The 1918-nt window shown below is 70.4% G+C and carries 3 protein-coding genes; 2 read left to right on the forward strand and 1 reads right to left on the reverse strand.

The annotated features are described in order from the left end of the window. The coding region (locus ABD194_RS00535; protein ID WP_343985903.1) for an IS110 family RNA-guided transposase at positions 1-930 on the reverse strand (930 nt) is incomplete at its 3' end. A gap of 104 nt (positions 931-1034) precedes the next feature. On the opposite strand from ABD194_RS00535, the gene ABD194_RS00540 reads away from it, so the two are divergent. Both ABD194_RS00540 and ABD194_RS00545 read left to right on the forward strand, forming a co-directional pair. Beyond that, complete coding sequence (locus ABD194_RS00540; RefSeq protein ID WP_343985906.1) at positions 1035-1562, forward strand: hypothetical protein; 528 nt, start codon at positions 1035-1037, stop codon at positions 1560-1562. 159 nt (positions 1563-1721) lie between these two features. Continuing rightward, positions 1722-1918: hypothetical protein (locus tag ABD194_RS00545; RefSeq protein WP_343985909.1), on the forward strand; the 197-nt coding region annotated here is incomplete at its 3' end.

Consider the following 1918-nt stretch of genomic DNA (forward strand, 5'->3'; position numbering starts at 1 on the left):
GTAGAACTCCCGCCCCGGGGTCGGGTTACGCAGCTGCACGACGGCCATGATGTGCAGCGTCCGGTTGATCCGGCGGTTCCCAGCACGGGACAGCCGATGCCGTTGCTGCGCCCCGGAGGACGCGTCCAGGGGCGCGGTGCCGTTCCAGGAGGCGAACCGGTCCTTGTCCCGGAACCGGTGGATGTCCCCGACGTCGGCCAGCAACCTTGCGGCGCCGGTCGGGCCGATCCCGGTCAGCTCCAGCAGCGTCGAGCCGCGCTCGTGCACCAGCGCGGTCAGCTCCTTGTCGGCCATCTTGATCTTGCGGTCGATCACCTCGAGCTCACCGGTCAGCTCGACGACCAGCCGGCGCCGGGTCTTGCCGACGAGGTCACGCGGCTTGACCTTCGCCACCAGGGCGCGGGCCTGCGGCGCGGACAGGAACGTCTTCGCCCCGCCCGGGATCAGCTCCAGCAGAAGCCGATGCAGCCGGTTGACCGTCTGGGTCCGGGCCCGACCCAGCTCGTCGCGGCGGTCGACCATCATCCCCATCACGACCAGGTCATCCTCGACCAGCACCGGCCGCAGGCCGGGCTCGGCCGGCGCGTACAGCGCGGCGAGGGCGACGGAGTGGGCATCGACCGGGTCGGTCTTGCGGGCGTTGCCGGTGGCGAAGATGCGCACCTGCGCCGACAGCTTCGTCGGGACGTCGAGCACTCGCTCCCCGTCGTGCACGAGCCGGTGCGCGAGGTGTCGGCCGATGCCGTTGCACCCCTCGACCGCCCACACCCGCTCATCGGCCGCGCCGTGGCCTCGGCCAGCGGCGAGCATCGCCGCGTAGCCGGCCTCGTTGGTGTCGAACCGCCCGACCTGCAGTACTCGCCCGGTCTGGTCGACGACCTCGATCGTGGCCGAGCGCTTGTGCGGGTCCATCCCGATGATCACGCCCATCGCCGTGCACCGCGGTCATAGGTCCAGGGTTTGAGTGTGGGTTCAACCCCGGCTCAACCTTGGCTCCGACGACGCGGAGCGTGCGGGACGCGCAGCCTTGAGTCATGGCTCTCAGCGACTACCTCATCAACGCGGTCTTCCTTCTCGTCGTGCTTCGCCAGGCCCGGGAGCGGCGCCTGGACGCGCGAAGCATCATTGCTCCGATGGCCCTCGTGGTCTTCGTTGCCACCCACTATGTGCACACCATCCCAACCGGCGGCTCTGACCTCGCCCTGGTCCTCGTGTTGACCCTGCTGGGCCTGGGTCTGGGGGTCTTGTGCGGCTACGCCACGCATGTACGCGCCGATGCCGACGGCACCCGGTTTGCGCGGGTGGGTCCCGTCGCGGCGATCCTGCTCCTGGTCGGCATCAGCGCCCGGCTGGTCTTCGTGTTCGCCCTGGAGCACGGCGCCGGCCCGGCCATCCGCGACTTCAGCGTCGTCCACCAGATCAGCGCGGCCGCCTGGCCGCTCGCCATGGTCTCCATGGCCCTGTGCGAAGTCACTGCCAGGCTGGTCATCGTCCAGGTCCGCGGGCAGCGACTCGCGCCACGATCCCCCTCCGGTATCACGGTGTCCGGCCACCACGCCTGACCTTCCCCTCTCCCCACCGACCTCCTCGGGCTCGCTTACTCGGGCCGGAGGAGGTTCCATGGAGACCTAGGCAGCCCCCGGACCACCCCGGCCCGCGGCCCCACGGCCAGCGAGGTGACGACCATGACAACACGCGCAGGAAGCCCTGGGAGCAGAGCCATGCAGGCCCATGCCGCCGCGCGTGAACGACTGCGCCACCAACGTGACCTGCTCCGACCGCTGGGATGGGCCGTCATCGCCGTGGTGGCCGCCACCGCATTCACGGCCCCGCCGACGCCCGGACTGCGCGGCGGGCCTGCACTGGTGCCGTTGGTTGTTGGCGCGTATGCCGTGATGACCGTGGTGGCGATCAGCGA

Source organism: Terrabacter terrae (assembly GCF_039529575.1).
GTDB classification, from domain to species: domain Bacteria; phylum Actinomycetota; class Actinomycetes; order Actinomycetales; family Dermatophilaceae; genus Terrabacter; species Terrabacter terrae.